At 70.5% G+C, this 25,622-nt stretch carries 24 protein-coding genes; 10 read left to right on the top strand and 14 right to left on the bottom strand.

Features of this window, described 5'->3' with window-relative positions; all coding sequences use genetic code 11:
* Position 1 precedes the first annotated feature (1 nt).
* Both ACIA8D_RS35615 and ACIA8D_RS35610 read right to left on the bottom strand, forming a co-directional pair.
* The gene (locus ACIA8D_RS35615; protein ID WP_399238472.1) at positions 2–187 is read right to left on the bottom strand and encodes a DUF397 domain-containing protein; all 186 of its coding nucleotides are present in this window, start codon (positions 185–187) and stop codon (positions 2–4) included.
* Complete coding sequence (locus tag ACIA8D_RS35610) at positions 184–993, bottom strand: helix-turn-helix domain-containing protein (protein WP_399238470.1); 810 nt, start codon at positions 991–993, stop codon at positions 184–186. Before ACIA8D_RS35610 ends, ACIA8D_RS35615 begins: the two co-directional genes overlap by 4 nt.
* 83 nt (positions 994–1,076) lie before the next feature.
* Between ACIA8D_RS35610 and ACIA8D_RS35605 the strand changes: the two genes are divergently transcribed.
* Together ACIA8D_RS35605 and ACIA8D_RS35600 are read left to right on the top strand one after the other, a co-directional pair.
* Positions 1,077–1,493, top strand: a complete 417-nt coding sequence (locus ACIA8D_RS35605) for an ATP-binding protein (RefSeq protein ID WP_399238467.1) — start codon at positions 1,077–1,079, stop codon at positions 1,491–1,493.
* Positions 1,494–1,824: 331 nt separating this feature from the next.
* Positions 1,825–2,160: a hypothetical protein gene (locus ACIA8D_RS35600; protein WP_399238465.1), complete on the top strand. Its 336-nt coding sequence runs from the start codon at positions 1,825–1,827 to the stop codon at positions 2,158–2,160.
* Between the two features lie 276 nt (positions 2,161–2,436).
* On the opposite strand, the gene ACIA8D_RS35595 is transcribed toward ACIA8D_RS35600, so the two are convergent.
* Complete coding sequence (locus ACIA8D_RS35595) at positions 2,437–3,435, bottom strand: AraC family transcriptional regulator (protein WP_399238463.1); 999 nt, start codon at positions 3,433–3,435, stop codon at positions 2,437–2,439.
* Positions 3,436–3,550: 115 nt separating this feature from the next.
* Positions 3,551–4,636: a tyrosine-protein phosphatase gene (locus ACIA8D_RS35590; protein WP_399238461.1), complete on the bottom strand. Its 1,086-nt coding sequence runs from the start codon at positions 4,634–4,636 to the stop codon at positions 3,551–3,553.
* A 199-nt stretch (positions 4,637–4,835) separates the two neighbouring features.
* On the opposite strand from ACIA8D_RS35590, the gene ACIA8D_RS35585 reads away from it, so the two are divergent.
* The gene (locus ACIA8D_RS35585; protein WP_399238458.1) at positions 4,836–5,957 is read left to right on the top strand and encodes an ADP-ribosylglycohydrolase family protein; all 1,122 of its coding nucleotides are present in this window, start codon (positions 4,836–4,838) and stop codon (positions 5,955–5,957) included.
* Between the two features lie 54 nt (positions 5,958–6,011).
* Here ACIA8D_RS35585 and ACIA8D_RS35580 read toward each other — a convergent pair whose 3' ends face one another.
* Positions 6,012–7,565 (bottom strand): sodium:solute symporter family protein, encoded by a 1,554-nt coding sequence (locus ACIA8D_RS35580; protein WP_399238456.1) that lies wholly within the window; start codon positions 7,563–7,565, stop codon positions 6,012–6,014.
* 211 nt (positions 7,566–7,776) lie between these two features.
* The gene (locus ACIA8D_RS35575; RefSeq protein WP_399238454.1) at positions 7,777–8,571 is read right to left on the bottom strand and encodes an SDR family oxidoreductase; all 795 of its coding nucleotides are present in this window, start codon (positions 8,569–8,571) and stop codon (positions 7,777–7,779) included.
* A gap of 83 nt (positions 8,572–8,654) precedes the next feature.
* Here ACIA8D_RS35575 and ACIA8D_RS35570 point away from each other — a divergent pair, with 83 nt between their 5' ends.
* Positions 8,655–9,491: a hypothetical protein gene (locus tag ACIA8D_RS35570; protein ID WP_399238452.1), complete on the top strand. Its 837-nt coding sequence runs from the start codon at positions 8,655–8,657 to the stop codon at positions 9,489–9,491.
* Between the two features lie 151 nt (positions 9,492–9,642).
* On the opposite strand, the gene ACIA8D_RS35565 is transcribed toward ACIA8D_RS35570, so the two are convergent.
* The 3 genes from ACIA8D_RS35565 to ACIA8D_RS35555 all read right to left on the bottom strand — a co-directional run bounded on the left by ACIA8D_RS35565 (position 9,643) and on the right by ACIA8D_RS35555 (position 11,988).
* A complete protein-coding gene (locus ACIA8D_RS35565; RefSeq protein ID WP_399238450.1) occupies positions 9,643–9,843 on the bottom strand; it encodes a DUF397 domain-containing protein in 201 nt (66 codons plus the stop codon).
* 259 nt (positions 9,844–10,102) lie between these two features.
* Positions 10,103–10,960, bottom strand: a complete 858-nt coding sequence (locus ACIA8D_RS35560) for a helix-turn-helix domain-containing protein (protein WP_399238448.1) — start codon at positions 10,958–10,960, stop codon at positions 10,103–10,105.
* Positions 10,961–11,250: 290 nt separating this feature from the next.
* Positions 11,251–11,988 (bottom strand): GPP34 family phosphoprotein, encoded by a 738-nt coding sequence (locus tag ACIA8D_RS35555; RefSeq protein WP_399238446.1) that lies wholly within the window; start codon positions 11,986–11,988, stop codon positions 11,251–11,253.
* Between the two features lie 217 nt (positions 11,989–12,205).
* Between ACIA8D_RS35555 and ACIA8D_RS35550 the strand changes: the two genes are divergently transcribed.
* Entirely contained in the window at positions 12,206–14,887 is a 2,682-nt protein-coding gene (locus tag ACIA8D_RS35550) for a D-alanyl-D-alanine carboxypeptidase family protein (RefSeq protein ID WP_399238444.1), read from the top strand.
* Between the two features lie 150 nt (positions 14,888–15,037).
* On the top strand, positions 15,038–16,891 hold the full coding sequence (locus ACIA8D_RS35545) for an MFS transporter (RefSeq protein WP_399238442.1): 1,854 nt from the start codon (positions 15,038–15,040) through the stop codon (positions 16,889–16,891).
* Between the two features lie 152 nt (positions 16,892–17,043).
* On the opposite strand, the gene dgoD is transcribed toward ACIA8D_RS35545, so the two are convergent.
* The 4 genes from dgoD to ACIA8D_RS35525 form a co-directional block, all read right to left on the bottom strand.
* Positions 17,044–18,195: a galactonate dehydratase gene (gene dgoD / locus ACIA8D_RS35540; RefSeq protein ID WP_399238440.1), complete on the bottom strand. Its 1,152-nt coding sequence runs from the start codon at positions 18,193–18,195 to the stop codon at positions 17,044–17,046.
* Positions 18,196–18,295: 100 nt separating this feature from the next.
* The gene (locus ACIA8D_RS35535; RefSeq protein ID WP_399238438.1) at positions 18,296–18,895 is read right to left on the bottom strand and encodes a bifunctional 4-hydroxy-2-oxoglutarate aldolase/2-dehydro-3-deoxy-phosphogluconate aldolase; all 600 of its coding nucleotides are present in this window, start codon (positions 18,893–18,895) and stop codon (positions 18,296–18,298) included.
* Positions 18,883–19,629 (bottom strand): IclR family transcriptional regulator, encoded by a 747-nt coding sequence (locus ACIA8D_RS35530; protein WP_399238436.1) that lies wholly within the window; start codon positions 19,627–19,629, stop codon positions 18,883–18,885. Before ACIA8D_RS35530 ends, ACIA8D_RS35535 begins: the two co-directional genes overlap by 13 nt.
* Before the next feature lie 3 nt (positions 19,630–19,632).
* Positions 19,633–20,541, bottom strand: coding sequence for a sugar kinase (locus ACIA8D_RS35525; protein WP_399238434.1), 909 nt, complete (start codon positions 20,539–20,541; stop codon positions 19,633–19,635).
* Positions 20,542–20,667: 126 nt separating this feature from the next.
* Here ACIA8D_RS35525 and ACIA8D_RS35520 point away from each other — a divergent pair, with 126 nt between their 5' ends.
* The 4 genes from ACIA8D_RS35520 (at position 20,668) to ACIA8D_RS35505 (ending at position 24,689) form a co-directional block, all read left to right on the top strand.
* A complete protein-coding gene (locus ACIA8D_RS35520) occupies positions 20,668–22,026 on the top strand; it encodes an MFS transporter (protein ID WP_399238432.1) in 1,359 nt (452 codons plus the stop codon).
* Positions 22,027–22,178: 152 nt separating this feature from the next.
* Complete coding sequence (locus tag ACIA8D_RS35515; RefSeq protein WP_399238430.1) at positions 22,179–22,757, top strand: GNAT family N-acetyltransferase; 579 nt, start codon at positions 22,179–22,181, stop codon at positions 22,755–22,757.
* Between the two features lie 155 nt (positions 22,758–22,912).
* Entirely contained in the window at positions 22,913–23,995 is a 1,083-nt protein-coding gene (locus ACIA8D_RS35510) for a GNAT family N-acetyltransferase (protein WP_399238427.1), read from the top strand.
* Between the two features lie 91 nt (positions 23,996–24,086).
* Positions 24,087–24,689 carry an HAD family hydrolase gene (locus ACIA8D_RS35505; RefSeq protein WP_399238425.1) on the top strand — a complete coding sequence of 201 codons (603 nt, stop codon included), beginning with the start codon at positions 24,087–24,089 and terminating at the stop codon, positions 24,687–24,689.
* Positions 24,690–24,909: 220 nt separating this feature from the next.
* On the opposite strand, the gene ACIA8D_RS35500 is transcribed toward ACIA8D_RS35505, so the two are convergent.
* A complete protein-coding gene (locus ACIA8D_RS35500; RefSeq protein ID WP_399238423.1) occupies positions 24,910–25,275 on the bottom strand; it encodes a DUF4822 domain-containing protein in 366 nt (121 codons plus the stop codon).
* Positions 25,276–25,622: the final 347 nt, after the last annotated feature.

The raw sequence follows: 25,622 nt of genomic DNA, 5'->3' as shown, positions 1-25,622 counted from the left end.
CCTACTTCAGGGCGGCCAGGAAGACGGTCCAGGAAGGGGCCGTGACGGTGAAGGCGGGAGTGCCTTCGGGAGCGTGCGCCTGCTTGGAGTCGCGAACGTGGACGACTCCGGGCCGGGCGGCCACTTCCAGGCACTCGCCCTCGTCGCCGCTGTAGCTCGACTTGAACCAGTTGAGGTCTGTGCTCATAGTTCCCGCGCCACCTTTTCGATCAGCGATGCGGACTCCTCGGAGTTGAGAGCCTGCGTCCGCAGGATGCCATATCGACCGAACAGGTCACTCAGCTCCGGCTGTTCGGTAATGAAGTAGCCGCCACGGGGTCCCTCCACGTAGGCGAGATGAGAGCGGTTGGTCGTCTCCAGAAGGATGACGGGGCCGTTGAGCCCGGCGTGGGTCTCCCGCTCGTGCGGCATGACCTGAACATCGACGTTGCGCAGTTCTCCGATGGCGAGAATGTGATGCAGCTGTTCCCGCAGGGTGGCCCGGCCGCCCAGCGGGCGGGTGAGCGCGGTCTCCTCGATGACGTAGCTGACGGTCGGCTGCGGCTTGCGCGTGAAGAGACTCTGCCGTGCCAGGCGTTCGATCACGCGCTGGTCGATCTCGCCGTCGTCCAGTGTCGGGCAGCAGCCGCTGGTGTAGACGGCACGGGCGTACGCCTCGGTCTGGAGCGAGCCCGGCACCAGGTGGTTCTGGTACACGTGCAGGGCGTGCGCCCTCCTCTCCTCCGCCAGATAGTCCTCCGTCCACGGCCGTAACCCGCCCTGCCCGAACTCCTTGGTGGCCACCGCCTGGAGTGCACCTTGTGCACCCAGCGCCGCCTCCGCCAGCTCGACCAGGCGCCCCTTCGGCGGGCGCTCCCCGCGCTCCACCATCGCGATCTGCGACTTGGAGTAGCCCACATGTCTGCCCAGGGCCTCCATCGTCAGCCCGGACCGCTCACGGTGGAACCGCAGCAGCGTGCCGAACGCCTGCGACCCACGTTCCCCGAAGTGCACAACGGCCTCCCCAAGTGCACAGCCGCGCACCAACGCGGCGTAACCCTGGTCACAGTATGTGACCAACCGGAACGCTGTGCAGCATGAACGGCTCAACGGAACCGAAGCGCTTCACGCTGCTCCTCTCGTCGACCAGTCGCGGCGCCCGCCTCGCGAGACTTCTCGCCGAGCGCCAACTCGCCGAATGGAAAAGGGAGTCGGCCGAAGCCGAACACGTGGTCGCCGAACTCGCGGCCAACGCCGTCCGGCACGGGCGGGCCCCCGGCCGCGACTTCCGGCTGACGCTCACGCTCGACCCCGCGCGCACGCTCCGTATCGAAGTGGCCGACGCGCGGCCGGACCGGGTCCCGCGGACCCGCGTCGCGGAAGGGGAGGGCGGCCGGGGGCTGGTGATCGTCGCGGCGTTCGCCGACCGGTGGGGCGTGACCAGCGGCGACGCGGCCGTGCCGCACAAGGTCGTCTGGGCCGAACTCGACGCCCCGGGACCCGAGTCGGCGTGATCCGGCGATCCGGTACACCACCCCGTAAAAGAAGGGTTGGGGAAAGGCCGGCCCCCCCCACCTCACCTCTGGACGTAAGCCACCGCAGCCGGATCACTCGCGAGAGTGACCATCGCCAACTCGACTGGCGAGCAAGTAAGTTCGTGGTGCCACTCTCTGCCGCATATGCAAAGCGGCCCCCGCCGGGACTGGTATCCCGGGCGAGGGCCTAACCACCAAGGAGGAATCGAGCTTCCCGATGTCTGGGCGTCAGATTAGTGCGCCGAGGCGCGCCCATTCCGGCCGTTCGGCCACTCCATCACGCGGTCTTCACCGCTCCCGGGAGCGCCACATGTCCGAGTTCACCGTGGTCGGGCATCACCTGGCCCAGCACGCCGACCTCTCGCTCATCGCGATCGGCCTGGCCACCCACATCCAGTCACTGCCGGACGGGGCGAAGGTCGGCATCAAGGACCTGGCCAGGAAGTTTCCCGAGGGCGAGGTCAGGATCGCCGCCGGGCTGCGGGAGCTGGAGGCGCACGGCTACCTGGAGCGGATCAAGGAACGGCTGCCGTCCGGGCGGATCGTCACGCGCACGAACTGCGACGGCTGCGACCGCGCGTTCAGGGCGGCGGTACCGGGGGAGTGCGGGGCGTGCCGGACGACGGCGGCTGCCGTGGCCGCGTAGGTGGGCGTCCGTCTTTGGGGCCCCGTCCGCCGGTGCCCCGGGTGGAACCCGGATCCCGGGCCCGGCGCCGCTGACAGGGGGGCGGCCGGGCCCGAGGGGTGCGCAGGTGCTCCCGCTCCGCCTGCGCGGCGGTCCGCCGTCGGACGTGGGACGGAGGGGAGCGGCGGGTGGGCGGCGCCGACGCCGTCCATCATCCGCAACATCCCGCGAACGGGGCGGTACTGACGACCGTACGGCGCGCGCGGGGCGCCGGTCTCGCCGGTTTGCGCGCGGTCGTCATCCGGTTCGCGCGGCGCCGAGCGTACGGGAGGGGGGCTCGCCGAACCGGGACCGGTAGCGCCGCGCGAACCGGCCCAGGTGGACGAAGCCCCAGCTGAAGGCGGTCTCGGTGACCGTGGTCACGCCGGGGTCCGCGGTGCGCAGCGCGATCCGTACGTGCTGCAGCCGCACCTCGTGCACGAAGCCCATGGGCGTCATGCGCAGCTCCTTGCGGAAGGCCTCCTGCAACGTGCGCAGGCTGACCTGGGCGACGGCGGCGAGCCGGTTCGCGTCCCAGGGCTCGACCGGGTTGTCGCGCACGGCGTCCATGACGCGCTTGACGGCGGTGGCGGACATCGAGGGCGGGGGAGCGTCGAGGGCGTCGCGGTAGCGGTGGTCGGTCGCCAGCAACAGCCCTTCCAGCAGGGTCTGTTCGATCCGCCCGCACACCATCGGGCTCTGGAGCAGACCGCCCGGGACGCTCGCGTCGAGGGCGGCCCAGCGCGCCAGTCCCACCCAACTGCGCCCCGCGCCGTGGGAGATGTCGAAGGCGGGCCGGAAGTTCGCGTGCCCGTACACGGGCCGGCCCATCATGATCTCCAACTGGCGGTGCACCGCCGCCTTGTCGACCTTGATGGTGAGCGTGTCGCAGTCCGGCGAGAAGTCGACGGCCCGGAAACCGCCCGTGGGGTTCAGCAGGCCTCCGGTGCGGGCCGTCACCTGCGTGTTGGCCGACCGGCCCTGGCCGACCCGGAAGGATCCCGTCGTCGGCGCCACGACGTGATAGCCCTCCAGTTCGGGGATGAAGGCCCGGATGGAGGCGCCGAACGACATGCGCCCTATCGTCACGCCCCCCAGCGTCAGGACATCCGCGTCGAGGACGAAGTCCTCCGCCGTGGAGGTGTCCAGCTTCATGTCGTAGAACTGCTGCGACAGCACGGCGCGCGCTTCGTCCACGGAATGCGTGGCGAAACGGTTGGCCGCGGTCGCAAGGCCCTGTCCCTCGCCCGCGTCCATGGTGGATCCGCCCCTTCAGGCGCCCCTCAGCGCCGGAGAACGTGTCACTTCAGGATGCGCCGAGGGGCGGGGCGGCGGGGCGGATTCCGGAAACGTCCCCCCGACCGCCCGAATCTCAGACCAGCAGATCGGAGCGCAGCTCGCGGACCTCGGAGGCGTCGAGGCCCAGCGCCTCCCGCTCGTAGGCCCGGAACGAGCCGAACTTCTCGCGGACCTCCGCGAAACCGGAGTTCAGGTACTCGGCACGGACGTCGAGGAGTGGCTTGTAGACCTTGGCCTGCTCCGGCGACATCTGGGCGAGGGCCGCCGCGTTCGCCTCGGCGCGGTAGTCGTTCGAGGCCAGATAGTCCTTCATCACCGTCTCGCGCGGGACGCCGAGGGCCGTGAGCAGGGCCGCGTTCGCCCAGCCCGTGCGGTCCTTGCCCGCCGTGCAGTGGAAGAGGGCGCTGTCGCCGGACGCGATGCCGGAGAAGACCTTCTCGTACGCCGCCTTGGCCGTGTCGCCGCTGACCATGAACTTCTCGCCGTCCGTCATCATCGCGACGGCGCCGGCCTCGGTCGTCGGCATCGTGGTCGTCATGTCGGAGCCCGCGAGGACGTCCGCGACCACGTACGAGGTGCCCGATGGGACCCGGTCGGGCGCCGAGGCGCGCTCGGACTCCGTCCGCAGGTCGTAGTCCGCGTCGATGCCGAGCCGCTTCAGCTTGGCCAGGTCGGCGCCGGTGAGCTTGTCGAGGGCGTCCGAGCGGTAGATCTCGCCCATCTTGACCCAGTGGCCGTCCTGGGTCCGATAGCCGCCCGCGTCACGGAAGTTGACCGCGCCGTCGAGCTTGATCAGCCGGTCCGCGAGGTGCAGGCCCTTGCCGTGGTCGGGCGTGAGGTCGAACCACTGGCGGTCGACGCCCGCCGGGAGGCCGGTCACGGTGACCTTTCCGGCCGAGCCGCCGGAGGCGACCGTACGGTGCCCCGCCTTGATCGTCACGTGCCGGACGCCGGGCGCCTGCCAGGCGATCTCGTACGTGCCCGGGGTGGCGGCCGCGGTCACCGTCGCCCGGGTGAACGGGATGCCGGAGCGGGGCTGCGTCGGGTGGGCCGAGGCGGCCGGGGCGGTGAGCGCGGCGACGAGGGCGGCGGCGGACAGAGTGCCGAGCGCGGGTGCCGCGGACCTGACACGAGTACGTACGCGAGTGATGTGGGCCATGGGGTGGATGTTTCGGGGTGACGGAAACCGGGGCGCGACCGCACGATGAATGGGAGGCGACGGCCCGGCGAGCACACGCTCGGCCCACATGGAGGCAGGCGTCCACAGTCCCATCACTTCGTGAACATTCCTGGTCGACGACGGTCGATTACAGTGCTCCAAGCCGAAGGGTCGAGGGCCGTGACAGGAGGAGTCCCCCATGGGCGCAGCGCCCAACGCGGCGGCCGTGTGGGGCCGCGCCGAACAGCAGGATTTCCGCAGTCGCGTGCGCGGGGCCCTGCTCGGTGGCGCACTCGGTGACACCCTCGGCGCCCCGCTCGACGGCCTCACGCTCGACGGGATCCACGCCGAGCACGGCAGCGAGGGGCTCAAGCAGCTCGTGCCCGTGTACGGGCGGACGGGCGCCATCACCGCCGCGACCCAGCTGACCCTTTTCACCGTGGACGGGCTGATCCGTGCCCAGGTGCGCCGCGACACCGGCGCCTGGCATCCGCCGACCGATGTGCACCGCGCCTATCTGCGGTGGGCGGCGACCCAGCGCGACTGGGGGCCCGACCTGCGCCGCAAGGAGGACGGCTGGCTGGCTCGCGAGGAGTGGCTGTACTCGCGCCGGGGCGCCGCGCAGGCCTGTCTCCTGGGGCTCGGCAACGACGTGATGGGGACGCTCGACCGGCCCAAGAACCTGGACGCGAACGGCGCCGAGGCGGCGACCCGCTCCGCGCCGTTCGGGCTCCTCGTGGGCTGGGAGCCGCAGCTCGTCCTCCAGCTCTCCGTCGAGTGCGCCGTGCACACGCACGGGGCCGCGGAGGCGTACCTGGCGGCCGGCGCGTACGCGGTCCTCGTGCACGCCCTCGCGCGCGGCGACTCCCTCGACACCGCGGTGCAGCGGGCGCTCGCCCTGCTCGCCGCGCGTCCCGGTCACCCGCCCGTCGCGGACGCGCTCAAGCACGCGCTCGGCGCCGTACGGCAGGGCATGCCGACCGCGGCGCGGGTCGGCGAGCTGGTCGGGGAGGGCGACGCGACGGGTGTGCTCGCGGCCGCCGTGTACTGCGCGCTCGTCAGCGACGACATCCGGCACGGGCTCGGCCTCGCCGTGCACCACGACGGGCCGTCCGCCCAGGTCGGTGCGTTGTGCGGGGGGCTGCTCGGGGCGCTGCACGGGGAGACGGCGTTGCCGCCCGCGTGGGTGGCGGAGCTGGAGGGGCGGCCCACGATTCTGGAGCTCGCGGACGACTTTGCGATGGAGATGACGCAGGGCGCTGCGCTGCACGGTCCTGCGGGGGCCTCGGCGGGGTGGTTGGCGCGGTACCCGAGGGCTTAGCGGGGGTGCGGTGGTCCGGGGGAAAGATCGGGGCTCTGCCCCGGACCCCGCGCCTCAATCGCCGGCGGGGCTTGAAAGAGGCGTCGGTACCGCCGCGGCAGCCGCTCCGTCGTCGTCGGAGTTGATGCGGGCGATGATCGCGTCCCGTTCCGGGGTGTCCTCGGGCTTGATGAAGCCGATGAGGATGTAGAGCACGAGCGAGACGGCCAGCGGGATCGACACCTGGTACTGGAGCGGCACGCCGCCCTCGATGTTCCAGCTGATCGGGTAGTTCACCAGCCAGAACGCGAGCAGGCCCATGCCCCAGCTGGTGAGCGCCGCGGTCGGCCCGGACCTGCGGAACTGGCGCAGCAGACCCAGCATCATCGGGATCGCGATCGGGCCCATCAGCCCCGCCACCCACTTGATGACCACCGTGATGATGTCCTTGAACGTGGGCGAATTGACCTGCGTGGCGACCGCCATCGACAGGGCCAGGAAGATCACTGTCGTCAGGCGGGCCGCGACCAGGCCCGTCCGCGGGCCCCACTGCCGCGCCTTCGAGGACAGCGCGGGCGCCACGTCCCGAGTGAAGACGGCCGCGATGGCGTTGGCGTCGGAGGAGCACATGGCCATCGTGTGCGAGAAGAAGCCGACGATGACCAGGCCCAACAGGCCGTGCGGCAGCAGCTGTTCGGTCATCAGGCCGTAGGAGTCGGAGCCGTCCGGCTTCTGCGCCTGCACGAGCAGCGGCGACATCCACATCGGGAAGAACAGGACGACCGGCCAGACCAGCCAGAGCGCGGCGGAGAGGTAGGCGGACCGCTTGGCCTCGTGGCCGGTGCTCGTCGCCATGTAGCGCTGGGCCTGGTTGAGCATGCCGCCGTTGTACTCGAAGAGCTTGATGAAGAGGAACGCGAGCAGGAAGACCGTGCCGTACGGGCCGACGAGCGGCTTGTCGTGGCCCTGGAGCTCCGGCCTGCTCCAGGCGTCGAAGAAGCCGATGTGCTTGTCGCTCAGCTTCAGGACGACCGCGATGAACATCGAGATCCCGGCCAGCAACTGGATGATGAACTGGCCGAGTTCGGTGAGCGCGTCCGCCCACAGGCCGCCGATGGTGCAGTAGACGGCGGTGATCGCGCCGGTGATGAGGATGCCCTGGTTCAGGGACACACCCGTGAACACGGACAGCAGCGTCGCGATGGCCGCCCACTTCGCGCCCACGTCGACGATCTTCAGCAGCATCCCGGACCAGGCGAGCGCCTGCTGGGTGCCCAGGTTGTACCGGTTCTTCAGGTACTCGAGCGGGGAGGCCACATGGAGCTTGGAGCGCAGCCGGTTGATGCGCGGCGCGAACAGCCGGGCGCCGATGGCGATGCCGAGCGCGATCGGGAAGGACCAGGTGACGAAGGACGTCACGCCGTAGGTGTACGCGATGCCCGCGTAACCGGTGAACATCACCGCGCTGTAGCCGGACATGTGGTGCGAGATGCCGGACAGCCACCACGGCATCTTGCCGCCTGCGGTGAAGAAGTCGGAAACGTTGTCGACGCGCTTGTGGGACCAGACTCCGATCGCGACCATCACGCCGAAGTAGCCGATGAGCACGACCCAGTCGAGACTGTTCATGTGCCCCCTCCAGGGGTTCCGCTCCACAACGGTTGCCCCCGGTAAGGGTGTTGGGGACGTGGGGGATTGAACCTCCGTGCTTGGGGCCGGTCAAGGGTTCTGGAGTCATGGATATGAACCCCGGACAGAATTCAGAACGTCGCGAAACTCGGGGCGATGTCGGCGCACCGCCGCTGACCTGCGATGTCGCCGATTTCCCGGAGTGGTTCGGCTACCGCATGAGTTCTCCCGCGTTCACCAGGAGCTGTTGGCCGGTGATCGCGCGCGCCCGGTCGGAGGCGAGGAACACCGCGGCGTCCGCCACGTCCCCGTCCGTCGCGAGGTCCGGCAGCGCCATCCGCTCGGTGAGCCGCCCGAGCACCTCGTCCTCGGGCACGCCCTCGGTCTGCGCGGTGATCTGGACGTAGGCCTGCACGGGCGGTCCCCACATCCAGCCGGGCAGCACGGTGTTCACCCGGACCCGGTGCGGGCCGACCTCCCGGGCCAGCGAGTACATCGCGCTCGTCAGGGCGCCCTTGGACGCCGCGTAGGCCGCCTGCCGGACCTGGCTCGGCGCCGCGATCGCCGACTGCGTCCCGATGAAGACGACGGAGCCGCCGCGCTCCTTGAGGGCGGGCAGGCAGGCCCGGGTCATCCGCAGCGTGCCGAGCAGGTTCACGTCGACGACCTTGCTCCAGGTCTCGAAGTCGGCGTCCTCCAGGCCCCCGAAGTAGCTGTCCCAGGCCGCGACATGGACCACCGCGTCCACACCCCCGAACCGCTCCCGCGCGAGGTCCGCGAGCGCCTCGCACTGCGCCTCGTCGCCGATGTCGGTGGAGCGGAACGCGGTCCGCTTCCCCTCCGGGTCCAACTCCTGCGCGCAGGCCGCGAGATGGGCCTCGGTGCGCGCCCCGAGCACCGCGTTCCCGCCGTCGCGCAGCACGGCCTCCACCACCTGGCGGCCGAGCCCCGCGCCCACCCCGGAGACGATCACGGTCTTCCCCGCAAGCAGTTCCGCATTCACCATCGGTTCGCCTCCCGGCTCTGGCGTTCTGTCTGACGGGGCGTCAGAGTATGGGCGTCGAACGGGAGATGGAAGGTGTGAGCGCCATGGAGGACACGCACAGCGAGACCTACGCGGAACTGGCGGCCGTCGGGCCGTACGGGGTGCACCCCGGGCACGCCCTGATCACCATGGTCGAACCGCACCCGGGGCACGAGCACGCGTACAACCGCTGGTACGAGGACGATCATTACTACGCCGGTGCGATGGCCATGCCGTGGATGTACTCCGGGCGCCGCTGGGTCGCCACCCGCGACCTCCAGCTCCTGCGCTACCCCGAGAAGTCGGCGGTCGCCGAGCCGGTCACGGCGGGCTGCTACATCTCCACGTACTGGATCACCGATGGCCGCTACGCCGACCACATGAAGTGGACCGTCGGCATCAACAAGCGGCTGAACCGGGACGACCGCGTCCACCAGGACCGCACCCACGTCTTCACGTCGTTCCAGGACCACGAGGCGACGGTGTACCGGGACGGGGAGGAGGGACCGCGCGACTTCCACGCGCTCGACCACCCGTACCAGGGTCTGGTCGTCGAGGTGATCGACGCCGAGGGGCCGGAGCGGCGGGCCGAGCTGCTGGAGTGGCTGCGCACGGAGCACATCCCGGCGCGGCTCGCCGGTTCACCTGCGGCGATGGTCACGGTCTTCCGGCCGACGCCGCTGCCCGGGGACAAGATGACGTACGTGAAGCAGGTCGAGGGCGTCGACACCCGGCTCACCCTGCTCTGGTTCCTCCAGTCCGACCCGCGCGAGGCCTGGCAGGACCACTTCGCGGGCCTGGGCGACGCGGTGGCGCAATCGGGCCTCGGCCGGGTGGAACTGGTGGCCCCGTTCATCCCCACGGTGCCGGGCACGAACCAGTACGTGGACCAACTGCGCTGAGCGGTGCCCTTCGGGTCCGGGCAGCGCCGAGCCCCCTCGGCCAGGACGGCGGACCAGTCGAGAGGGCTCTGTCAGTGGTGCGATGGTGCGTGTTGCTGTTGTGCGTACTGCTGTGGTGCGTGTTCGGTTGTCTCACGGAGATTGCAGGGGGTCAGACGTCGACCCGGCTCATCTCCGTCACGAAGGCGCTCCATGACGTCGGCGCGAACGCCAGGTTCGGGCCCTGGGGGTCCTTGGAGTCGCGGACGTCCACGGCGTGCGCCGCGGGGGACTTGATCTCCACGCACGCGCCGTTGCCGGCGGAGTACGAGGACTTGATCCAGGTGGGCTGTGCGCCCTTGGTGATTGCCATGATCTGCTCCGGTCTGGCCAGTTGTCCCTTGCTGGGCCGCGGACCTGCCGCGGCTTTGCGCCAACACCTTGTCTGTTGTTGGCGTGATCGACGCTACTCGCCGACTCGGGGCGGCGGTGGGGCCATTCACTCGACCGGATGGCATATTCCAGGTGGGTCTTCCGCGAGCCCGTGGGAAAGGTGTACCGTGCGGCGCTTTCCCACGGGCGGGGACCGGATCAGAGGCCTGAACTCTGCGATCCGTTACGCGAGTTGGACCTCAGCGCGTGTGCCGCTTCGCGGCTTCCAGGATGAACTGCCGGGACTGTTCCACGTTCAGCGCCTGGGCGCGCAGGTGCTCGTACATGACGCTGTACTTCTGCACGTCCTGCGTCTTCTCCAGGTAGAGGTCGCTGGTCACGCCCTCGATGTAGACGACGCTGGAGTCCGCCGCGTCGGGGAACTCCAGGATCGCGTACTGCCCCGTGATCCCCGGGTGCGCGCCCATATCGAAGGGCAGCACCTGCACGGTGACATGGGGGAGCCCGGACACCTCCGCGAGGTGCTCCAACTGCTCGCGCATCACCGCGGAGCCGCCGACGGCGCGGCGCAGCGCCGCCTCGTCCAGCACCACCCACAGACGCAGCTGGTTGGCCTCGTCGTTGATCCGCTCCTGGCGGCGGATGCGGACCTGCACGCGCTTCTCGACGTCGGTCAGCGAGGCCTCGGGCATCGCGCCCTGGATCAGCGCCTCCGCGTAGCCGCGGGTCTGGAGCAGGCCGGGGATGCACTGCGACTCGTACACGCGCAGGGACGCCGCGTCGGTCTCCAGACCGATGTAGACGCTGTACGGGATGTCGCCGAAGGAGTGCCACCAGCCTTGCTGGCGCGAATCCTTGGCCATTTGCATCAGCGAGTCGATGACCCGGTGGTCCTCGACCTCGTACACCCCGCACAGGTCGCGAACGTCGCGCTGGCTGATGCTGCGCCGCCCGTTCTCCAGGCGGCTGATCTTCGACTGCGACACCAGCAGGCGCTCGGCGACCTCTTCGGCGGTCATGCCCTTGAGTTCACGGAGCCGGCGCAGCTCCTGGCCCAACCGGCGTCGCCTGACGGTGGGATTGACGTTGGACGCCACGGACGTGCACCTCCGGCTACGTGCATTTCTTTGTTCTGTATACGTTGCGTATCTACTGCTCAGCAGATTGCCACCCCGAGGCGGCGCCGCGCTGGGAAACGGCGGATGTGCGCGGGACGCACATGCGCCGTGCACGTGCCTCCTGGGCAGCACAAACGCGACCGCGCGGGGCGGCGGGCCGGGGCGTCGTCCTCACGCCCGGCACGCCACCCCGCGCGGTACAGCGGCTCCCGGACCGGTTCCTGGTGACTACGGTGCGGCGCTGCGGTGCTGCGGGTGGTGCGGTTCGCCTAGTGGGCCACGGCGCGAGCCATGGATCCGCGGCGTGGCTGCATCGGAACGCCGCGTGCGGGCTCCGGTGCGGCCCGACCCGCCGTAGGGGCCGGTGAGCGGCGTGGCTGTACCGCCACACCGTTCTGGACGTCCATCACGGCGTGCGCCACGAGGCCGCCCATCGGGTCGTGCCTGATCAGGTCCCGCAGCCGGGAGCGCGAGGACCTGCCCTCGTTGCCCGGATACAGGTGCTTGCCGAGACCGACCGCATGGGCCAGCGCGGCGAGCGCCGCGGTCCGTGGGTCCGGTGGGACCCCGGTGCGGATCGCACTGTCCAGCCGGGCCCTGATCTCCCGGCTGATCGCCGTGTCCGTCGCCTGGTAGCGAGTCGTCGGCAGCACCCCGCACATCTGTCCCGCCACGGCATGCACCATGCCGCACCGCTCCAGATGCGAGAGATAGGTCTGTCGCAGGCCTAGACGCGGCCCGCCAATCCAGTGGACGGCCCGTACGGGAGCGCCACGCCTTCGCAGCAACTCCAACGCGCAGTCCAGAGTCGGATCTCCGGTCGGCCGTGGTGCCACCACGGCGATACGATCCCCGTCTGGGGCTATCCGTCCGGCCAGCGCCAGCTCTACTAGCTGTGCTCCGGCCAGACCTAGGTCGAGCGACTGCGGCTGCGCTGTGGTACCCGTGGCCGGGTCCAGAGCGAGCAGCAGAAGCTCCTCCGGAAGTGTTCTGCGGCTCCTGCCCATCCATGCCTCCCCGCGTGGATGAATGACAGGGTGACCCCTCTCACATTGGTCTGTCGAGAGTGCGTGGGGGGTTTGGACGGGAACCTATAGGTATGTCGTTCTCGTCTACCACGTGGGTTAAGCCCCCACACAGGACACTGGTACATGGTTCGGACAGGGCTGGTCTGTCCGGCGACAAGTGGTTGAGTGGTTGATTCGTTCGGTCGAGGAGGCATCGGTGGCGGGGACCCCCGACAAGTCGGGAGAGCACAAGGCGTCGGGAGGCCCGGCTCCGGAGGACCCGCGTCTCGCGGTGTCGCGTGGCGTGGACCAGGAGACGGCGGTGTTCTCGGTCCACGACAGCACCTCCGGTGAGGACCCGGGCAGGGGGGATTCGGTGCCGGATCCGGATGCGCGGCCTGCTCCGGAGGACGCCGGCGACGAGCGCCTGCGGGCGGCTGTGGCGGCGTGGGTCGCGGGTGACGATGCGCCTGCCGAGACGTCTGCACTTGCAAATCCGGACGGTGGTGAGGAGTCGGAGGCCGAGGCGGCCCCCGCCACGGACGACGCCGACAAGGCTGCCGCCAAGGACGCCGATGGGGCTGACGCCAAGTCGGCCGCGAAGGCCGACGGGAAGCCGGACGCCGAGGGTGCGGGCACGGCCGACGCCCAGTCGAGCGGCAAGACGGGCGCCACGGCGGCCTCTGCGGCCGCTGCCACGGGCGACACCAAGTCGCCCTCCGCGGCCGACGGTGCGAAGGGCGCCGACAAGGTTGCCGCGAAGGCCGACGGGAATTCGGGCGCCGAAGGCGCGGGCAAGGCTGACGCCACGGCGGACGCTGCCAAGCCGGAGGCGAAGGACGACGCCAAGGGCGAGCCGGAGGCTGACGCCAAGTCGGGCGCCAAGGCCGACGCGGCGGCCGATGGGCCGTCGGATGCCAAGGCCGGCGCCTCCGCGGCTGCTGGCGAGCCGGAGGCGAAGGACGGCGGCGACGCCGGTAGGGCCGCCGCCAAGTCGGGTGCCGGGGACGCGGGCAAGGCCGGGGCCACGGCGGCTGCTGCCAAGGCGGATGCCGAGGGCGCGGGCAAGGCCGACGCCACGGGCGACGCCAAGTCGGACGTGAAGGCTGACGCGCAGTCGGCCTCCGCGGCCGACGGTGCTACGGACGCGAAGTCCGCCGCCGACGCCGGCAAGGCTGCCGACGGGAAGTCGGGCGCCGAGGGTGCCGGTAAGGCTGACGCCGAGTCGGCCGAGAAGGTCGACGCCACAGACGGCGCGGAGGCCGACGCCAGGTCGGGTGCGAAGGCCGACGCCAAGGGCGCCGGTAAGGCCGCCCCCGCCGCAGGCGACGCGAAGTCGGATGCCGAGGGCGCCGGTAAGGGTGACGCCAAGTCGGGTGACGGCGTCGGGCGGGAGGTGGATCAGGCCACCGCTGTGTTCAAGGCCGTGCCGCAGCCCGTGGACCAGCCGACCACCACGCTCAAGGCCGCGGGGACGGCGCAGAGCAGCAAGTTCGTGCCGCTCAAGTCGCTCGACGAGGGCAAGGCCACGGGCAAGGAGCTGCCGCCGGAGGCCGAGCAGCCCACCGTCGAACCGGCCGAGCGGACGACCCAGCAGCCGTTGCCGCCGAAGCCGCCGCTCGACCTGCTCGCCGAGCTGACCAACACCCCGCCGCCCCCGGAGACCCGGGTCCGTACCGCGGTGCGCCGGGTCAAGGTGTGGACGCCGATCGTCATCCTGCTGATCGTCGTGTTCGGCGTCGTCCAGGCCGTCCGTCCACTGCCCACGCCCACCCTCTCGCTCACCAGCGACTCCACGTACAGCTTCGACGGCGACAAGGCGTCCCTGCCGTGGCCGGGCGAGGGCCAGGGCTGGATGGACGTCCAGGGCATCGGGACCATGGACAACTTCGGCAAGCAGACGCCCGTGCCGATCGGTTCCGTCGCCAAGTCCATGACCGCGTACATCGTGCTCAAGGACCACCCGCTGAAGGCGGGCGCGGACGGCCCGTCCATCACCGTCGACGCCACCGCCGAGAAGGAGGGCGGCTACGACGCCGACGGGCAGAACGAGTCGACCCTCAACACCGTCAAGGAGGGCGACAAGATCTCCCAGAAGGACGCGCTCGCGGCGGTCATGATCCCGTCCGCGAACAACATCGCGCGCCTGCTGGCCCGTTGGGACGCCGGTTCCGAGGAGGCGTTCGTGAAGAAGATGAACGCCACCGCCAAGAAGCTCGGCATGAAGAACACCACCTACACCGACCCCTCCGGCCTCAAGGAGAGCACCGTCTCCACCGCCGAGGACCAGGTGAAGCTGGGGAACGAGCTGGTGCAGATTCCCGCGCTGACCGACATCACCAAGTTGCCCACCTGGACCGACCCGTCCGGCAAGAAGTGGACCAACTACAACCGCCTGGTGCCCTACGACGGCGCCATCGGCATCAAGACCGGTACGACCACCAAGGCCGGCGGCAACCTGCTCTTCGCCGCCACCAAGGACGCGGGCGGCTCGACGGTCACCGTCGTCGGCGCGGTCCTCGGCCAGCACAAGGCGCCGATCATCGACACGGTCAACGCGGTCAGCAAGACCGCGATGCTCGCCGCCCAGGACGCGGTCACCTCGGCGACGGTCCTGAAGAAGGGCGACGTCGTCGGCTACGTCGACGACCAGCTGGGCGGGCACACCCCCGTCACGGTCACGAAGGACGTCAAGGCCGTCGGCTGGGCCGGCAAGACCGTGCACCTGCAACTCGCGGACCAGGACGGCAAGTCCGTGCCGCACACGGGCAAGGCCGGGGAAACCGTCGGTGTGCTGGAGGTCGGCGACGGCGAAGGCGGCGCCGTGGAGGTGCCGGTGGCCCTCCAGAAGGGCCTCACCGAGCCCGGATTCGGCGCGAAGCTGACCCGCGTCGGCTGACCCCTGGGAACCCGCTCGTGGGAGGCCGATGCCCGTCGGCCTCCCACGGCGCCCGTCCGCCGCCGCCGTGCTAGCGTCGCGAGACCGGGCAGGCGGGGGACGCCCACCCGTTCATTCACAACGGCACACGGGTAAACGGGAGTGTCTGCAGTGGCCACAGCGAGGCCGACGCGCGCCGATGACGCGAAGCCCGGGGCAGGCGGGGGTCGCCCCCGGATACGGCTCCCCGAGCAGCCCACAGGCTCATCCGAGGCCGACACGGCCGCCGAAGTGCTGGGCGGCACGGCCCGCCTGAAGCGATTCGCCCGGCACCCCGTCACACTCGCCACGGTGGCCGCCGCACTCCTCCACCTCATCTGGTTCTTCACGTTCGCGAACAGCGGCGGGGACCTCGCGGCGCAGGACGCCTGGGCCGAGTTCGTCGGCCGGCACCCCGACTCCGCGTACAACCTCGCCTGGTACGGCGGCATGCACCCGGTCTCGTACAGCGTGGTCTCGCCGTATCTGATGTCGGTGTTCGGTGTGCGCACGACCATGATGGGCGCGGGCACGCTGTCGGCGGCGCTGCTGACCATGATCCTGATCCGTACGCGGGTGGTCGCCAGGCCCCTGTGGCCGGCCCTCGCCGGGGTCTTCGCGCTGCTCTGCAACGCCGCGTCGGGGCGCGTCACGTTCGGCCTCGGCATGATGTTCGGGCTCGCGGCGACGGCCGCCGTGTTCTGCTGGCCGTACCGCTGGCGCTACAAGCGCTGGGCGAAGGCGGCCGTGGCGGCGCCCCTCGCGGGCATCGCGACCGCCTGCTCGCCGGTGGCGGGGCTCTTCGTCGGGCTCGTCGCCGTGGCGCTGTTCCTTCAGAAGCGGCGGCCTGGAGCGTACGCGCTGGGGCTCGCGCCGGCCGCCGTCGTCGGGCTGTCGGCCTGGCTGTTCCCGTTCTCCGGCACGCAGCCGATGTCGTTCGGGTCTGCGCTGCTGCCGATGGTCTACGGCGTCCTCGTGTGCGTCCTTGTGCCCAAGGGGTGGGTGACGGTGCGGATCACGTCCGCCGTCTACACCCTGGCCGTGCTCCTGGTGTGGCTGATCAGCTCGCAGATCGGCTCCAACATCACCCGGCTCCCGATGCTGTTCGCGGGCGTCGCGCTGCTCGTGGCGCTGCCGTTCACGGTGCCGCGCTCGCGCAAGTGGTACGTCATCCTGATCGCGTTCGTCGCCTTCAACGCGTGGATCGGCTTCAAGTCGGTCGACGACGTCGTGCGCACCACCCCCGCCGCCTCCTGGGCCCGTGAACTGGCCCCGCTCGTGAACGAGTTGCAGGAGGTCAGTGCCGAGCACGGCCGCGTCGAGGTGGTCCCGGCCCGCTCGCACCGGGAGGCCTCCGCGCTCGCCCCGTACGTGAACCTGGCGCGCGGCTGGAACCGGCAGGCCGACATGGAGCGCAACCCGCTCTTCTACGACGACACCCTCAACTCGGCGAACTACCGCGAGTGGCTGCGGCGTTGGGCCGTGCATTATGTGGTGCTGCCCAAGGATGAGCCGGACGGCAAGGGCGCCGAGCGCGAGCGGCAGCTGGTGCAGCGCGGGCTGCCGTACCTCAAGCAGGTGTGGGGCGACGCCAACTGGCAGCTGTTCGCCGTCACGGACCCGACGCCGCTCGCCGAGCCGCACGCGGTCGTCGACGCCGCGGAGCAGGGCGAGCTGACCATCGAGGTGACCAAGCCCGGTCGGGTGCTGATCCGGGTCCCGTACTCGCCGTGGCTGTCGGTCGTCGACGCCGAGGGCAAGAGCCTCGGCGCGCCCAAGGAGACGGAGTCGTCGAAGCGGGCGCGGGAGTCGGACGACAGCCTCCCCAAGCGGTACGCGAACGCGCACGGCTGCCTCATCGAGACCGAGAAGGACGAGGCGGGGGACGCGTGGACGGAACTGTTGGCGCCGAAGCCGGGTACGTACCGCCTCGCGGCGCCCTACCAGTTGCCCCGGGGGACGCCGTGTCCTGAGGAGCTTCGGTGAGCCGTGGTCGACGCCTCGGGGCTCCGCCCCGGACCCCGCGCCTCAATCGCCGGCGGGGCTTGACAATTCAAGCCCCGCCGGCGATTGAGGCGATCTTTCAAGCCCCTGCGGCGATTGAGCAGCGGGGGCCGGGGCGGAGCCCCGTGGCGTGATCACCACTCGGCGAAAGAGCCGTCCTCGTGGCGCCAGATCGGGTTGCGCCAGCGGTGGCCGGAGGTGGCCGCCTTGATGACGGCCTGCTCGTCGACCTCGATGCCGAGGCCGGGCGCGGTCAGCCGCGCCATGTGGCCGTCCGTGGAGTCGAAGGCGAAGACGGACGGGTCGACGAGGTAGTCGCCGAGGTCGGAGCCCACGTTGTAGTGGATGCCGAGGCTGGTCTCCTGGATGAACGCGTTCGGCGACGCGAAGTCGACCTGGAGGCACGCCGCGAGCGCGATCGGCCCGAGCGGGCAGTGCGGGGCCAGGCCCACACCGTGCACCTCGGCCTGCGCGGCGATCCGCCGGGTCTCGGAGATGCCGCCCGCGTGCGACAGGTCGGGCTGGGCGAGCGCGATGCCGGAACGCAGCACCGGATCGAAGTCCCAGCGGGAGAAGAGACGTTCACCGGTGGCCACGGGGATCGTCGTCGAGGCCGTGAAGTCGGCGTACTGCGACGTGAGTTCCGGCAGCAGCGGCTCCTCGATGAACATCGGGCGCAGCGGTTCGAGGGCCTGGGCGAGCTGCTTGGCGAGGGCAGGGGAGGTACGGCCGTGGAAGTCGACCGCGACGCCGCCGTCGGGGCCGAGCACGTCCCGTACGGAGGCGACGCGCTCGACGACCGCGTCGATCTCGCGCGAGGTCTCCAGCAGCCGCATCCGGCCGCCGACGTTCATCTTCACGGCCCGGTAGCCCTGTTCGACGCGCTGCGCCGCGTGCTCGGCGGCCTCGCTCGGGTCGTCGCCGCCGATCCACGAGTACATCCGCATCCGGTCCCGGACGGCGCCGCCCAGCAGGTCGTGCACCGGGACGCCGTGGAACTTGCCCTTGATGTCCCACAGGGCCTGGTCGATCCCGGACACGGCGGACGACAGCACGGGCCCGCCCCGGTAGAACCCGCCCTTCGTCATGACCTGCCAGTGGTCCTCGATCCGGAGCGGATCCTGCCCGACGAGGTAGTCGCTCAGCTCGTCGACGGCGGCCGCGACCGTGTGCGCCCGTCCTTCGACAACGGGCTCTCCCCAGCCCGTGATCCCGTCATCGGTCTCCACCTTCAAAAACAACCAACGGGGAGCAACGAGGTAGGTGGTGAGCGAGGTGATCTTCATGGCATGTTCCTTCGATATGGCTGAGCACGGTTCGGCAATCAAGCCCCTGCGGCGATTGAGCAGCGGGGTCCGGGGCAGAGCCCCGCGACGCTCACACGGGCTACCGCAACAGGTCGGCCAGCAAAGCGAGTTGCTCCCGGTCCTCCAGCGCGGACCCCACCGCCACGACCCGGGCCCCGGCCTCCAAATACTCCGTGGCGTTCCGCGCCGACATCCCCCCAGTGGCAACGAACGGCACCTCCGGGAACGGCCCCCGCATCGCCCGGAACCACTCCACCCCGAGCACGCTCGCCGGGAACGCCTTCAGCCAGGTGAGCCCGATGCCCCGCGCGGCCTGCACGTCCGTGGCCGTGGCCACGCCGGGCAGGTGCGGCAGCCCGGCCACCACGCTGGCCCGCGCCACCTCCGTGTTCAACCCGGGGGCCACCGTGAACGCGGCGCCCGCGTCCACCGCCCAGCCGAGCCGCTCGGTCGTGGTGACCGTGCCCGCGCCGACCGGCTTGCCGCGCTCGGCGCCCGCGGCGACGACGGCGCCGAGCACCCGCGCGGCCTCCTCGGTCTGCACGGGGACCTCGACGCACTCGATGCCCAGGTCCCAGGCACGTACGGCGAGTTCGACGGACTTGTCGGCGGGCATGCCGCGCAGGATCGCCATGACGGGCACCCCGGCGAACAACTCATCAAACGTTACGGACGCCATCCCAGCTCCTTGGAGATCGTGTCGGCGGTGGTCATCAGGTCGGGCAGCACGTCGGATTCGAGTGCGCCCAGGTCGGCCTTGGCCTTGAGCGCGGTCACGGACGCGGCGGCGACGACCTCGCCGCTGCTGTCCCGTACGGGTACGGCGACGCAGTTCACGAAGTCCTCGTACTCGCCGTCGTCGACGGCCCAGCCGCGCGCCCTGGTCTCGGTGAGGGCCCCGCGGTAGCCGTCGGGGGAGGTGATCGTCGTCGCGGTGTGCGGCGCGAAGTCGCAGTCGGCGAGCAGCGCGTCGGCCCGCTCGCGCGGTACGTACGCGAGGATCGCCTTGGCCACGCCCGCGGTGTGCAGGGTGACCGGGCGGCCGATCTGCGAGTAGAGGCGCACGCCGTCGACGGGGTCGACCTTGTCGACGTAGACGATCCGCTCGTCCTCCAGCGCGGCCAGGTGCACGGTGTGCCCGCAGCGCTCGCCGAGCAGCCGCAGGTGCTCGCCCGCGACGTCCTTGAGGCCGAACTGCTCCAGGGCGAGGTGGGCGAGTCCGGCGAGCCGGTGCCCGACGGCGTACCGCCCGTCCGGAAGGCGGCGCGCGAGGCCGCCCTCGTTCAGCGACTCCAGGATGCGCAGCGCGGTCGAGCGGTGCACGCCCAGGTGCTCGCCGACCTCGGTCTGGGTGCGCGGGCGGCGGGCGATGAACTCGAGGATGTCGATGGCGCGGCGGACGGTCTGTGACACCGGTCAGTTCCCTTCGTCGAAGGTGGCGGGAACGTAATCCTCGATGCTGCGCAGCGTCCGGCCGGCCAGTCGGTGGCCGAGCGCGAGCCGCTCGGCGGGCGAGGAGCCGTCGAGCAGACCGCTCAGATATCCGGCGGCGAAGGCGTCACCGGCACCCACCGCCTCGACGACGTCGACGACCGGTGCCGCCACGAACTCGCTCCCGGTGGCGGCGAATTCGGTGGCGCCCACGTCGCCGTCCTTGACCACGAGGGTGCCGTGCGGCGCGAGGTGGTCCCGTACGTCGTCGGCGGTGGCCGTGGACCACAGCGTCTCGGCCTCGTCGCGCCCGACGAGCACGACGTCGGCGCGGCGGGCGAGGGCGAGCAGCCGCTCGGCCGCCTCCTCGCGTGAACTCCACAGGGCGGGGCGGTGGTTGACGTCGAAGGACACGGTCGTCCCGGTGTCCGCCGCCCGCGTCATGAGGGCGTCCACGAGGTCGGCGCAGCCCTCGGAGAGGGCCGGTGTGATCCCGGTGAGGTGCAGCAGCCGCACGCCGGTCAGGTCGACGCGGTCCGCGTCGGCGGCCGTCATCCGGGACGCGGCCGAGCCCGCCCGGTAGTAGTGCACGCGCGTGCCCTCGGGCCCGGGGTCCTTGAAGTACACGCCGGTGGGGGCGGTGGAGTCGAGCAGTGCGCCGTGGGTGTCCACGCCGCGCGAGGCGACCGCCGCGACGATGCGTCGGCCGAACGGGTCGTCCCCGACCCGGCTCACCCACGCCGCCTCGTGCCCGAGGTCGGCGAGGTACTGCGCCACGGTCGACTCGGCACCGGCGACCGCGAGCCGCAGCTCCCGGCTGTGCTCAAGCCCCTCGCCGTCGGCGGGGGTGACCTGCGCCATCGTCTCGCCGAGGCAGATCGCCTTACCGGACATTCGCCGTCCCTCCATTGACATCCCGCTGGGCCCATGAAGAACATTAGCAGCCCTTGCGCAACAGGCGTGCAAATGTTGCAACACGAGGGTCGTGAACCGTCCCGAACCAGTGCGAAAGGGAGTGAGATGAGCCCGACGACGAGCGCATCCACCCACAAGGAGTCCGCCCCACCGGCGGAGATGAGTGCGCGCACCCGCCAGCGCCGCACCGCGGCGGCCAGCGTCGTCGGCTCGATCCTGGAGTGGTACGACTTCTTCCTCTTCGGCGCGTCCGCCGCGCTTGTCTTCAACAAGGTCTTCTTCCCGGACGTCTCGCCGTTCGCGGCGACCCTCGCCTCGTTCGCGACCTTCGGGCTCGGCTTCGCCGTGCGCCCCATCGGCGGCCTCGTCCTGGCCCACCTCGGCGACCGCATCGGCCGCCGCCCGGTGCTGATCCTCACCGTGATCCTGATGGGCTTCGGCACCCTCGCCATCGGCTTCCTGCCCACGTACCACTCGATCGGCATCTGGGCCCCGATCCTGCTCGTGCTGTGCCGGATGATGCAGGGCTTCGGCGTCGGCGCCGAGCTCGGCGGCGCGTACGTCATGTCGACGGAGGCGGCCGAGGACGGCAAGCGCGGGTTCTACGGTTCGCTGCCCGGCGCGGGCGAGTTCATCGGCGTCGTTATCGCCTCCGGCGCGGTGGCCGCCGTCTCCACGCTGCCCGAGGACGACTTCCTCAGCTGGGGCTGGCGCATCCCGTTCCTGGCCAGCGCCCTCGTGGTCGTGATCGCGCTGCTGATCCGCAACGCCGCGCCCGAGACCGAGCAGTTCGAGCAGGCCCGCGACGCCGGCAAGCGCGAGAAGCTCCCCGTGCTCGCCGCGATCAAGGCCCGCCCCAAGGCGATCGCCCTGCTCATCGGCTCCGGCTGCGCCACCGCCATCGCCTCGTACGCGATCCAGGGCTACCTGCCCAGCTACCTCACCAATCAGCTGGGTCTGTCCTCCGGGACCTCCGTCCTCGGCATCACGATCGCCTCGGCGGTCTCGATCCTGACCATCCCGCTGGCGGGCGCGCTCTCCGACCGGATCGGGCGCAAGCCGGTGATGATCGGCGGCGCGGTGGCGATCACGCTCTTCGCGTACCCGTTCTTCTGGCTGGTGGACACGCGCGAGCCGTGGCTCATCTACCTGGCGATCACGGTCGCCTTCGCCCTGATGCTCAACTCGATCTTCGCGGTCACCGGCACGTTCTACGCCGAGTCGCTGCCGACCGAGGTCCGCTACAGCGGGCTCGTCTTCGTCCGCGAGATCAACGGCGTGATCTTCGCGGGCACGTCGCCCTTCGTGGCGACGCTCCTGGTCGACGCGGGCGGGGACCGCCCCTGGTACCTCGCCGGTTACATGGCCCTGGCGGGCCTCGCGAGCGCGCTGTGCGTCTGGCGCCTCCCGGAGACGGCCCCGGTGCGCCAAGAATGCCCCGCAGGGGGCGCCTCCCAGCGGTAGCTGGGGGAGATTGAGGCGCGGGGCCCCGTGACGTAGGAATCCGATTGGACAAATCAAGCCCCGCCGGCGATTGAGGCGCGGGGTCCGGGGCGGAGCCCCGTGTCCTAGGAATCCGAGTGCGCGGTACATCCGATCCGGCCATGATGCGCACCATGCCCTTCACCACCCAACCCGTCATCGAGCGGGGCGCCCTGGCCACGACCCCGCAACCCACCCTCCGCTCGGCCGACGGCGAACTCGTCCTGCGCTCCCCGGCGTTGGACGACGCACAGGCCGTCCACGACGCCTTCCAGGACCCGGTCCTGACCTACTGGCACATCCGCAGCATGGAGTCCCTGGACGAGGCGCGCGACTGGGTCGAGGCGGCGCACACGGGCTGGCGGGAGGAGAAGTCGGCCCAGTGGATCGTGGCGGGGGCCGCCGACGACGCCCCGCTGGGCCGGATGGCCTTGCGCGAGATGAACTTCCTGGACGGCGTCGCCGAGGTCGCCTACTGGGTGCTGCCCCAGGCCCGAGGCGCGGGTGTGGCACCCCGGGCCCTGGACGCGCTCACGGACTGGGCGTTCGGCCTCGGCTTCCACCGCCTCGACCTCCAGCACTCCACCCGCAACGACCCCTCCTGCCGGGTGGCGCTCAAGTCCGGCTACGCGCTGGAGGGCACCCGGCGCAGCTCCGCACTGCACACCGACGGCTGGCACGACATGCACGTCCACGTGAGGATCAACTCGTAGGGCCCGAAGAGCTCTTGACAGCGTGCGTACTGTTTCGCGACCTTTGAGCCCTCTGGGGGAAGAGGGGGGCTCATGAGCGGCACGCTCACGTATCGACGCAGGTATCCGGTTACCGGTGGATCACGCGTCCGCGGCGAGGGGCGGGCGAACCGACGTTGAACATCACGACGTACAGAGCCGACGAGCTCAGCGCGTCCCTGCGTGCGGCCTGGCACGAGACGATGGAGCACTCTCCGGACTTCCAGAACCCTTTCCTGGCACCGGAGTTCGCGGAGGCCGTCGCCAGGTTCAAGGGCCGCGCGCACGTGGCGGTGCTGCGCGAGGGCGGCGAACCGGTCGGTTTCCTCCCGTACGAGAAGGGGCCCGCGGGCATCGGCCGCGCCATCGGCATGGGCCTGTCCGACTGCCAGGCCCTGGTGCACCGGCCCGGGGTCACCTGGGACACAAGGCAACTCCTGCGCGCCTGCGGGCTCTCGGTCTTCGAGTTCGACCACCTCGTCGAGGAGCAGAGACCCTTCGCCCGCTACGTCACCGGAACCTTCGCCTCACCCGTCCTCGACCTGAAGGACGGCAGCCACGAGACGTATGCGGAGTGGCTGCGGGCGGCGTATCCCGGCCAGGCCAAGACGACCCTCAAGAAGGAGCGCCGGCTGAGCCGCAACGTCGGGGAGATGCGCTTCGTCTACGACGAGCGGGACCCGGCGGTCCTCCACCAGCTGATGCGCTGGAAATCGGCCCAGTACCGCCGCACCGGCCGTATGGACCGCTTTGCCCGCCCCTGGATCGTGAACCTGACCGACCACCTCTTCCAGGTCCGCGAGGACCACTTCACGGGCGTCCTGTCGGTCGTCTACGCGGGCGACCGCCCGGTCGCCGCCCATTTCGGGCCGACGTCCCGGACGGTCTTCGCGGCGTGGTTCACGGCGTACGACCCGGAGTTCAGCTACTACTCGCCGGGCCTCCTGATGCACCTGCGGATGGTCGAGGCGGCGGGCCGTCAGGGGATCCGGCTGATGGACTGGGGCCGCGGCGAAAAGGAGTACAAGGACTGGCTGAAGACCCGCGAACTCCGGGTCGCCGAGGGCTTCGCGACCCGCCCCCACCCCGCCGCGACCGCCCACCGCCTCTGGCGCCGCCCGGTCCGCGGCCTCCGCAACACAGTCCTCGCCCACCCCGAACTCCGCGAACGGGCGGACCGGCTGCTACGGACGGTGGGCTCGCTGCGCGACTCCCGCTGACCGGTCGGCGACGGCGTCGGGCCCAGCACTATCTCGGCGGGCGGCTCCGGGGTGCTGTCACAAGCTGCGAAGGACGAAGAGGGGAGCTCGCGTGACTGTTTCCTGCGTCATCCTCGATATCGGCGGCGTACTGGAGATCACTCCGGAAACGGGGTGGGTGCGACGGTGGGAGGAGCGGTTGGGCCTGCCGCTGGGCACCGTTCATGAGCGGATGCACGACGTGTGGCGGGCCGGGGGCGTCGGAGGGAGCAGCGAGCGAGAGGTGAACCAGCAGGTCGCGGATCGCCTGGGGCTCGATGTCCCCTTGGCCGAAGCCTTCATGGCAGACCTGTGGGCGGAGTACCTGGGGACGCCGAACGAGGAACTCATCAACTATGTACGTGGGCTGCGGGGAACCTGCAGGCTCGGCATCCTGAGCAACAGCTTTGTCGGCGCCCGGGAGCGGGAGACGGCGCTGTACCACTTCGACGAACTGGTGGAGGAGATCGTCTACTCGCACGAGATCGGCATCGAGAAGCCCGACTCACGTGCGTTCGAAGCCGCGTGCGCAGGCTTGGCCGTGCGACCGGAGGACTGCCTGTTCATCGACGATGTCGCGGTCAACGTCGAGGTGGCCCGGGCAGCGGGTATGCAGGCGCATCTGCTTGCGGACAACCCCCGGACCGTCGCGCGCATCGCAGCTCATCTGACGTGACGTGCGCACACGCCGCGAGCAGGGCGGCGGACAGGACCGCCACGGTGACTGTGCGGGCGCGGCTCATGGGGCCTCCATGGCGTTGACGCGACGATCGCGGGGCGAGTTGGTGGTCATTGGCGCTCCTGACGCAGCCCGCCCCCTCACCCCGCAGTTCCCATCAACCCGCCTACTCACTCGCCTTCTTGCTCGTCGTGGCAGATCCACACGCCGCCTTCGATCAGCGGGCGTTGCCGTTGTTGAAGTGGTACTTGCCGTTGCCGCCCTGGTTGCCGTGCGCGCCGGGGCCGCGGTCGTCGGTGCCGGGCTCGGCGTGGTTGGTCTTGGTGTGCACGATGTCGTAGTACACGCTGGTGTCGTCGGCGTTCGGGAAGACGCGGTAGGTGAACGTGTTCTTGTCGAGCTGGGTGATCGGAACGGTGCGCTCGAAGAGCACGGTGCCGTTCGCGTCGTTCGAGTTGATCCGGCGCTCGGAGCCGTCGGGGGTGACGGTCCAGTCGCCCTGCATCTTCGGGCTGTCGTCGAGGTTGTACATGCTGTACGTGCCGTCGGCGTCGAAGTACGCCCAGCCCACGAAGTTCGACACGGCCGGGTCGTCGAGGGCGACGCGGGGCGGAGGCGGTGAGAACGGAGCGACGGGAGATTCGGGTGATGTTCATGTCCTCGACGCTATGGTCGACCCCGTGACGGGCATGTCATCCGATCGGCTACCGATGGACATCCCAAATCGCCGATCCGTGGGCCGCATCCCTCACGCAAACGGCCCCGGACGAGGAGTCCGAGGCCGAATGATGCGCCTCCCTGGGAAAGAAACCCCAGGTCAGCGACTTCATGTGCGGTGCCCCCGGCAGGATTCGAACCTGCGACACCCGCTTTAGGAGACTGGCTTACCAAACCCCCGAAACCCAAGATCACATGGCCTCTGACCTGCTG

The organism is Streptomyces sp. NPDC051684 (assembly GCF_044453445.1).
In the GTDB taxonomy this organism is placed as follows: domain Bacteria; phylum Actinomycetota; class Actinomycetes; order Streptomycetales; family Streptomycetaceae; genus Streptomyces.
This window is presented reverse-complemented; position numbering and strand designations above follow the sequence as displayed.